General features: G+C 64.1%; 8 protein-coding genes. 1 reads left to right on the top strand and 7 read right to left on the bottom strand.

From position 1 onward, the window contains the following. The coding region (locus SE91_RS11465; RefSeq protein WP_061847681.1) for a TP0910 N-terminal domain-containing protein at nucleotides 1-1444 on the bottom strand (1444 nt) is incomplete at its 3' end. 1044 nt (nucleotides 1445-2488) lie between these two features. On the opposite strand from SE91_RS11465, the gene SE91_RS11455 reads away from it, so the two are divergent. Beyond that, a complete protein-coding gene (locus SE91_RS11455; RefSeq protein WP_063921294.1) occupies nucleotides 2489-3481 on the top strand; it encodes a glycosyltransferase in 993 nt (330 codons plus the stop codon). Nucleotides 3482-3683: 202 nt separating this feature from the next. On the opposite strand, the gene SE91_RS11450 is transcribed toward SE91_RS11455, so the two are convergent. From SE91_RS11450 to SE91_RS11425, 6 genes are all read right to left on the bottom strand, one after another. After that, on the bottom strand, nucleotides 3684-4478 hold the full coding sequence (locus tag SE91_RS11450; protein ID WP_061847678.1) for an ATP12 family chaperone protein: 795 nt from the start codon (nucleotides 4476-4478) through the stop codon (nucleotides 3684-3686). A 51-nt stretch (nucleotides 4479-4529) separates the two neighbouring features. Continuing rightward, nucleotides 4530-4829 carry a hypothetical protein gene (locus SE91_RS11445; protein ID WP_061847677.1) on the bottom strand — a complete coding sequence of 100 codons (300 nt, stop codon included), beginning with the start codon at nucleotides 4827-4829 and terminating at the stop codon, nucleotides 4530-4532. A 40-nt stretch (nucleotides 4830-4869) separates the two neighbouring features. Further along, complete coding sequence (locus SE91_RS11440; RefSeq protein WP_061847676.1) at nucleotides 4870-6084, bottom strand: RluA family pseudouridine synthase; 1215 nt, start codon at nucleotides 6082-6084, stop codon at nucleotides 4870-4872. Continuing rightward, nucleotides 6081-6398 carry a HigA family addiction module antitoxin gene (locus SE91_RS11435; protein WP_061847675.1) on the bottom strand — a complete coding sequence of 106 codons (318 nt, stop codon included), beginning with the start codon at nucleotides 6396-6398 and terminating at the stop codon, nucleotides 6081-6083. The genes SE91_RS11440 and SE91_RS11435 overlap by 4 nt, the downstream gene beginning before the upstream one ends. 9 nt (nucleotides 6399-6407) lie before the next feature. After that, nucleotides 6408-6593 (bottom strand): type II toxin-antitoxin system RelE/ParE family toxin, encoded by a 186-nt coding sequence (locus SE91_RS11430; protein WP_197489454.1) that lies wholly within the window; start codon nucleotides 6591-6593, stop codon nucleotides 6408-6410. A gap of 53 nt (nucleotides 6594-6646) precedes the next feature. Next, a partial coding sequence (locus tag SE91_RS11425) for a replication-associated recombination protein A (protein WP_061847674.1) occupies nucleotides 6647-7768 on the bottom strand: 1122 nt, incomplete at its 5' end.

Raw genomic sequence — 7768 nt, 5'->3', positions numbered from 1 at the left:
ACATCCGCACGAAGGTCTTGTCGCCGTTCAGCGTGACCAAGGCATGCACGGGACCGGCCGGCTCGACATTGAGCGAGAAGCGCGCGCGCCAGGCGCGCGTGGCGGGGTCGACCGATTCATTGCCGCCATCGCGCGAGATCTCGAACTGCGCCATCGCGGTGCCCTGCGGGGTCGCGAAGGGAATCTCGAAATTCCATTGCGGCGCGGCCGGATCGATGCGGTGGCCGCTCGCGTCCGTGCGATCGGGGAGCGAGGCGACCTGGAGTAAGGTCTGCCGCGCGATTGCGGCATCGGTGTCGTCGAGCAGGCGCTGCACGGTCGCGGCCAGCGGCGTATCGGGCGCGAGCGATGACGAGGCGATCGCCTGCGGCGCCGGCAGTGCCCCCCGGAACGGCGGCGGCGTGGTCGCGTGCGCCTCCGCCTCGAAGACGTGGTCATCAGGCACGGCCTTGTTGGAGCCGGGGACGTTGCCGAGCAAGCGCGGCAGGCTTTGCGTCATCTCCTGCAGGAGGCTGGCAGCAAGGCCTGCCGACATGGTCCTGGGGATCGCGGCCTGCGTAGCGCCGGCGGCGGTGTCGGCCGGGACGGCGGCCGCTTGCGTGGCGCTGCGCGGGATTTGCTGCGGTTGGGCGATCTCGGCTTTGGCTGACGGACCAGCGGCCGGCACGGCGGCGCCTGTTGGCTGAGCCGGTGCGGCTGTCGCCGTGGCACTGGTCGGAAGCGCGGCGCCCTGGGCCTGGGGCGCGGCGGTCTGAAGCGTGGCCAGGGTCTGGCGCAGCACCAGCAGCGCAGCTTTTAAATCTGGCGTCGCGCCGGACGACGACGTCGTGCCTGCAGCCAGCGAGGCCTCGAGGAACAGGCCGGATTTCTGGAAGGCCGTCTCGATGTCGCCGCCATCGAGTCCGGTATTGAGCGGCGTCTGCTGCGCCAGCACGTCGAGCACGGCCTGCTTCAGCCCTGCCGGCAGATTGCTGCCGGTGATGACCGCGGCGAGATTGGCGAACAGCGGCGCCTGGCTGCCCTGCCTGGTCACGGCCTCGGCGGAGGCTGCGCTGACAGCGACGTGTTCTGCCGGCGTCAGCGCGTTGCGCGCCACGCTCGCCGATGGCGCCAGCGGCGGGCTCTCCACCAGCGAGGCCGCGCGGGCCGTCAACGTGACCTGGTCGGGAACAGCCTCGCCTGCCCCGCCCATCACGGCGAGCCGGATGGCGCCGTCGTTCTTCGACACCGCGAGCTGGAGATTTTGCCCCGGCGTGAGCGCCACCTCCGACATCACGTCCATCGCGAGGTTGGCGATCGCGATCCGCACCAGATTGTCTGCGAGCACGCTGACGACTTTGGCGTTCACGACGCTGCCCGCCTGCAACGCAAGATCGGGCGTCGTCGCATCAGCCGCGGGGCTGGCGGCATTGACCGGAAGGATCGAATTGATCGGCGTCGGCATCTCGGAGGCCCAGGGTACGCTTGCCCCACCCTAAGGCCGCCCTCGTAAACCTCTCGTTAAGTCTACGGCATTGGATTCGTTGGAATCGATGCGCCCAACAAGGGGTACGGCGTTGTCTAGCTCTGCGCCAGCATCGAGCCGGTCCAGGACGGCCGCATCTACGCGGCCTAGCAAGGCTGGATGATCGCATTTAAGGCGTTGAATGCAAGCGCGGTATGAGGAGGCGTTAGTCGCGCCCCTTCTTTTCCTTCTCATCACCGCCGCTGCTCACGCCCGAAGAGCTCGTGCTGCCGCCGCCACGCCCAGATTGCGCACCGTCATCTCCGGATTTTGCGACCTTCGCGCCTCTTCCGCCAGCCTGACCCCCGCTGCCCCCACCGGAGCCACCTCCGCCTGTCGGATGCTCTTTCATCGAGTGCTCTTTAGTCGCATGCTCCTTGGCCGGGCCATCACGATCATTGTCGAAGAACGAGCCAGAACGTCCGCTGCCGCCGCCGTTCCCTCCTACGGCTCGTCCGCCGGAATGTGCGATGGCCGTTGACGTCAATATGTTGATAAGAGCAGGGTCATCGTTGGGCGGGGTCACCGCAGCCATTTTCGGCACGGCAACCTCCTTCGAAGAAGTGCATATTTAAAATCAAACCAATTAAAATAAATTTAAACTTGTTAATTGGTTCAATCGCAAAAAGTTGCGTTCCTGCGTTGCTATTAAGGGTGGCAGGTACGTTGCGCCGGCCGTTTAGCCATGCCACCCCGAGTTGGGGCCTGTTTTTGTTTTAGCACTTCTAAAGTTGTAGTTTGCAAAGTTAACCGTTTAACGTGCATAGACAAACCGTCTGCGCAAACAGCCGGCAGCACTGTCAGCTGCTCGTCCTGAGCCAAGCCCGCCAATCCTGTTGTGATGTCGGCTAGCGTGGGTAGAGCGGAAGCGGGGAGCACGGTGACTACGACCGCCGCTTGTGACCTAAGCGGACTCGGCTCCGTACCAATGCAATTGCCCTCAGAACAACTCCAATGCGCTTTTGCGGCGTGTGGAGACAAGCAATGAGCTCCGTAGATATCGTTATTCCCTGTTTCCGGTATGGGCACTTTCTGCGAGAATGTGTCGAGAGCATTCTGACGCAATCCGGCCCCGAATTGCGCGTGCTCATCATCGATGATGCGTCGCCGGACAATACAGCGGAAGTTGCGCAAACGTTAGTTTGCTCCGATCCTCGCGTCGATTGTCGGAGGCACGCCTCGAATCAAGGTCTCATCGCTACCGCCAACGAAGGCATTGCCTGGGTGAAAGCCGACTACATGCTTCTGCTGTCCGCGGACGATTACCTGCTGCCAGGTGCCCTCAAGAGATCGTCCGATCTGATGGATGATCATCCTTCTGTCGCCTTTACATTCGGAGGCGCGGTTGTCCTGGATCAACGAGGGAAGTATTCGCGGCACAGAACAGGAGTGGGATCCAGAACCCACGTTTTGTCCGGACTTGATTTCGTTACACTTGGCGGCGCAAGAAACATTGTACTGTCACCGACCGTAGTGGTTCGCACGACCCTGCAGAAAAGATTGGGCGGGTATTTACCTGACTTGCCCTACGCCTCCGATATGGAAATGTGGTTACGGCTCGCCGCACACGGCGACGTTGGGGTCATTGCCGCTGACCAAGCCGTCTATCGAGTGCACTCGGCGAACATGTCCAGCGAGGCTCCGCGGGAGCAAGACCTGTTCCAACGCAAGGCCGCGATTGAACATTTTCTGAATGAGAGCGCCCCTGGAATGACCAACGCTGATGCTCTTGGTGCTTGGTTGAACCGCATGTTAGCCCTTGACGCGATCGGCTGCGCAAGCGCTGCCTTCAACGAAGGAGCGATAGAAAGCTCAGCACGCCTTTCTGAACTTGCGGTGAGTATCGATCCGAGCGTTCGAAGAGCGCGTCGTTGGTGGTTTCTTGTCTGCAAGAAGTCTCTCGGGTTGCGAGGATGGCTGCTGGTGCGGCCTACGGTTGAATGGTTTCGATCTATCGTACGGGACGAGCACCGTTGAAAACTACCAGGACGAGTGGAGCGATACTTCCGCTTCTGACCCCATAGCTGACCTCTGAGAGCTTCCTCTGAGAGCTTCCATCCACTGCCCCGCTGCGTGGCGGCCGCGGCGGCGGCTCCGGCACCACCAACGGCTTCGAGCGGCAGCCGCCGACTGCGTTCACTGCAGTGATATCAATTGAGGATGACGCCCGAATCCCTCCTTAAGGACCTTTGGCTGCGGGCGGCCTTACTGCCGCCAAAACCGTCACGGCGGCCTGGAAATCCCGCGCCCGGGTGGCCCGACGGTGAGCGGCCTCCTCGTCGACGCCCCATTGGTCGATGTTCCAATCCTCGTCGACATGGGCGGCGGCCCAGACCTGGTCTGCGTCGCGCGCGCCATGGGCCAGGGCCAGCGCGAGCAGAGCTGAGCCGGTCAGGGTCGTGACCATATGAAGCGCCGCGACCGACCATGGATCTCCGGGCAGCGCGGCACGCGCGGCCCTCACCGCCTCGTCCGGCTGCTTCACATGCATCACGCCTTCGGACAGGATGAAATGCGCACCCAGCGTCTGTGCGGCCCAGAACAACACGGGGTCCCAATGGGCGGCCTCGCGGGCGACCAGCCCTTCGGGGTGGCCGGCGCGATAGAACAGAAGGTCTGTCTCGAAGTATTTTGCGAGGTCGTCGCTGACGAGTTCGACGCGGTCGACCACGCCCTCTATCACGCTGTTGGCGATCCGCGTCAGCGGCATCGTCACGGGATCGATCGATTCGCCTTGCGCTGCCCATTCGGATGCCACCGCATCGGCAAGTTCGCGCGAGGGGATCACCACCTGACGGCCGGACGGCGTGCGGATCGGCTTGTCGTCGAGGGTGATAACGAAGCCACCCTCGGCATCGGCGGCGCCGGCCTCCTTGTAGAAGCGCTTGCGCAGCGGCGTGCGCGCAGACGCGCGCGCCGGTTCCCGGGGGTCCGGCGGGGGCTGACCCGCAGCTTCTTCGAACAATTCACGCATGTCGGTTCTTCGATCCCTGTCGTCAGTCAATTACCTGTGTCGTCCTGGCCGCTAGTTCGCGCAACTGCGCGCATAAGTGCCGCGATCGGCCGGGCCCAGTCCTGCGGCGGCAGCGTCATCGAGGCACTTCGTGACGCGATCGCTGAAGGAATTGCGCGGAAGCGGCTGGTAATTGTAGCGCGGCGGCGCGTCGAATTGCGGAATCTGGGGCACCTCGATCCTCGGCGGCGCTGGCGGCGCAGGCAGCGGTGGAGCGAGCCGCGATGCGCCCGGCGACACATACTGCGCATGGGCGGCTTGCCCTGCGAACAGAGTAGCCAATAGCACCAGACCGATCGAAAACCGCGTCATGAGCGGTATGTCGTGCGCCCGCCGCTTCCGTTCAACCCGGCTACTCCTCGGGCGCGTTCTCGATCGGATCAAACCTGGCTGCATCGAGCCCGAGCAGGTTCCAGGACTGCTGCATATGCGGCGGCAGCGGCGCGGTGGCGTCGATCACACCGCCGCGCGGATGCGGAATGACGATCCGGCGCGCGAGCAGATGCAGCCGGTTCTGCAGGCCGCCCGGCAGCTGCCAGTTCTCGATGTTGAAATATTTGGGATCGCCGACGATGGGATGGCCGATGTGCTCCATGTGGGCGCGCAGCTGGTGGGTGCGGCCCGTCACCGGCTTCAGCGACACCCAGGTCAGCTTGTTGCCGGCAGTCTCGACCACCGCATAATAGGTCACTGCGTGGCTCGCGCCCTCGTCGCCATGCTGGGCGATGCGCATGATGGTGTCGTCCTCGCTCTCCTCCTTCGCAAGGAAGGTCGAGATGCGGCCTTGTTTTGGCTTCGGCAAGCCCGGCACCAATGCCCAATAGACCTTGCGCGCCGACCGCGAGCGGAATGCGCCGGTCAGATGCGAGGCGGCAAAGCGCGTCTTGGCGATCAGGAGGCAGCCCGACGTCTCGCGATCGATGCGGTGCACGAGGCGCGGCTTCTGGCCCTTGGAATCGCGCATCACCTCCAGCATCTGGTCGATGTGGCGCGTCATGCCCGAGCCGCCCTGCACGGCAAGGCCGGCGGGCTTGTTCAGGACGAGGACGTCGTCGTCCTCCCAGATCGTCATCTCCTTCAGCGCCTTGAGCGTCTTTTGCGCGGCCTCCGAGAGTTCGCCGACAACCTTCGGTGCGTCGAGCTTGAGCGGCGGAATGCGGACGCTCTGCCCCTCCTCCAGCCGGTCCTTGCTGTCGACGCGCTTGCCGTCGACACGCAGCTCGCCTTTGCGCACGACGCGCTGGATGTGGGAGAACGACAGGCCGGGAAAGCGCGCCTCGAGGAAACGATCGACCCGCATGTTGTTCTCGTCGGCCGTGACGATCACGGTCTGCACCTTGGTCGGCAGCAGCGTCTCGACGGGTTTTTCGGGTGCGGCCCTTTCCAGCTCGGCCTTGGGCGCGCGCCGCTCGGCGCGCTCGCCCGCGAAGCGCGGCGGCTTGCCGCCGGGCTTCCCGCCCGGTCGCGGTCCGGCCTTCGACGCGCCACGTGCCTGATGCGGGCGCGCCTCCTTGCGCTCGTCACGATCGCGAGGTTTTGGATTCATTCTCTTGATGCGACGGCTCATGCGGTTTTCCCAAGCTTTCGTGTCGACTGCGTATTGGCGCGGCGGGGCAGCGACGCAACCTGCGCGCCAATCTCCTTCTCCGCCAACCGCAGCTCATATTGCTGTTGCAGGTTCATCCAGAATTGCGGGCTGGTACCGAACCAATGACCTAGACGCAGCGCCGTATCAGCGGTGATGCCGCGCTGCCCGTTGATGATGCCGGTGATGCGATTGACTGGCACATCGATCTGGCGCGACAGCTCCGCGGCCGTGATGCCGACTTCGCGCAGTTCTTCGGCGAGCTGTTCGCCGGGATGAATAGGCGTGCGGGGCATAAGCTTCCTTCAGTGATAGTCGACGATCTCTACATCAGTTGGATTGCCGGGCAATGCCGCCAAGTCGGCTAAGCTCGTTGCTGCGTCCAACCGATCAAGGCGCGTCTCTGCCTGGCGGGCAAACCCCGAGAATTCCTTGACGTGCTGACCAGCGGCAAATCGCTCGGTGCGCTCGTCGCGGTAGCTGACGATCATGCCAACCATTACCAAGATTTACGAGTTACGTAAATAGTAAATCCACTGGGGACCTAAGTCCCGCCCCGCTCCTTCCGCAGCTTGGCCCAGTAGTCCAGCCGCTTCCGGATCTCGCGCTCGAAGCCGCGCTCGGGCGGGTCGTAGAAGGTCTGGCGGCCCAGGGCTTCCGGGAAGTAATCCTGGCCGGAGAAGGCGTCCGGCGCATCGTGGTCGTATGCGTAGCCGGAGCCGTAGCCTTCCGACTTCATCAGCTTGGTCGGCGAATTGAGGATGTGCTTTGGTGGCAGCGGGGAGCCGGCCTGTTTTGCCACCTGCATCGCGCTGCCGAAGGCGGTGTAGACCGCGTTCGATTTCGGCGCGGTGGCGAGATAGACGACAGCCTGCGCGATGGCGAGCTCGCCCTCGGGATGGCCGAGGAAGTCGAACGCATCCTTGGCGGCGTTGGCGATGACGAGCGCCTGCGGATCGGCAAGGCCGATGTCCTCCACCGCCATGCGCACGACACGTCGCGCCAGGAATAGCGGATCCTCGCCGGCGTCCAGCATGCGCGCGAGATAATACAGCGCAGCATCGGGATCGGAGCCGCGCACCGATTTATGCAGCGCCGAGATCAGATTGTAATGGCCGTCGGCAGATTTGTCGTAGATCGGCGCGCGGCGCTGCAGGATCTCCTGCAACTGCGCGGCATTGAAGATCTCGTCTGCCCGCGCAGAACGCCAGACCTCCTCGGCGAGCGTCAGCGAGGCGCGGCCGTCGCCGTCGGCCATGCGCACCAGCACCGCGCGCGCCTCGGCATCGAGCGGCAGCTTCTTGCCCTCAACCGCCTCGGCATGCGCGAACAGCTTTTCGATCGCGGCGGCGTCGAGCGAACGAAACACCAGCACGCGCGCGCGAGAGAGCAACGCCGCGTTGAGCTCGAAGGACGGGTTCTCGGTGGTGGCGCCGACCATGACCACCGTGCCATCTTCCATCACGGGCAGAAACGAATCCTGCTGAGCGCGGTTGAAGCGATGCACCTCGTCGACGAAGAGCAGCGTGCCCTTGCCCATCTCGCGGCGCGCGCGCGCGGCATCGAAGGCCTTCTTCAGGTCGGCGACGCCGGAGAACACCGCGGAGATCTGCTCGAAATGCAGATCGGTCGCATCCGCCAGCAGCCGCGCCACCGTGGTCTTGCC

The sequence above is a fragment of the Bradyrhizobium sp. DOA1 genome (assembly GCF_001593325.1).
GTDB lineage: Bacteria > Pseudomonadota > Alphaproteobacteria > Rhizobiales > Xanthobacteraceae > Bradyrhizobium.
The sequence above is the reverse complement of the archived record's forward strand: the minus strand, read 5'-3'. Positions and strand labels throughout refer to the sequence as shown.

Excerpts from the sequence above, each read along its gene's own strand:
- SE91_RS11455 (WP_063921294.1), top strand. The coding sequence starts at position 2,489 with ATGAGCTCCGTAGATATCGTTATTCCCTGTTTCCGGTATGGGCACTTT.
- SE91_RS11450 (WP_061847678.1), bottom strand. The coding sequence starts at position 4,478 with ATGCGTGAATTGTTCGAAGAAGCTGCGGGTCAGCCCCCGCCGGACCCC.
- SE91_RS11445 (WP_061847677.1), bottom strand. The coding sequence starts at position 4,829 with ATGACGCGGTTTTCGATCGGTCTGGTGCTATTGGCTACTCTGTTCGCA.
- SE91_RS11440 (WP_061847676.1), bottom strand. The coding sequence starts at position 6,084 with ATGAGCCGTCGCATCAAGAGAATGAATCCAAAACCTCGCGATCGTGAC.
- SE91_RS11435 (WP_061847675.1), bottom strand. The coding sequence starts at position 6,398 with ATGCCCCGCACGCCTATTCATCCCGGCGAACAGCTCGCCGAAGAACTG.
- SE91_RS11430 (WP_197489454.1), bottom strand. The coding sequence starts at position 6,593 with ATGATCGTCAGCTACCGCGACGAGCGCACCGAGCGATTTGCCGCTGGT.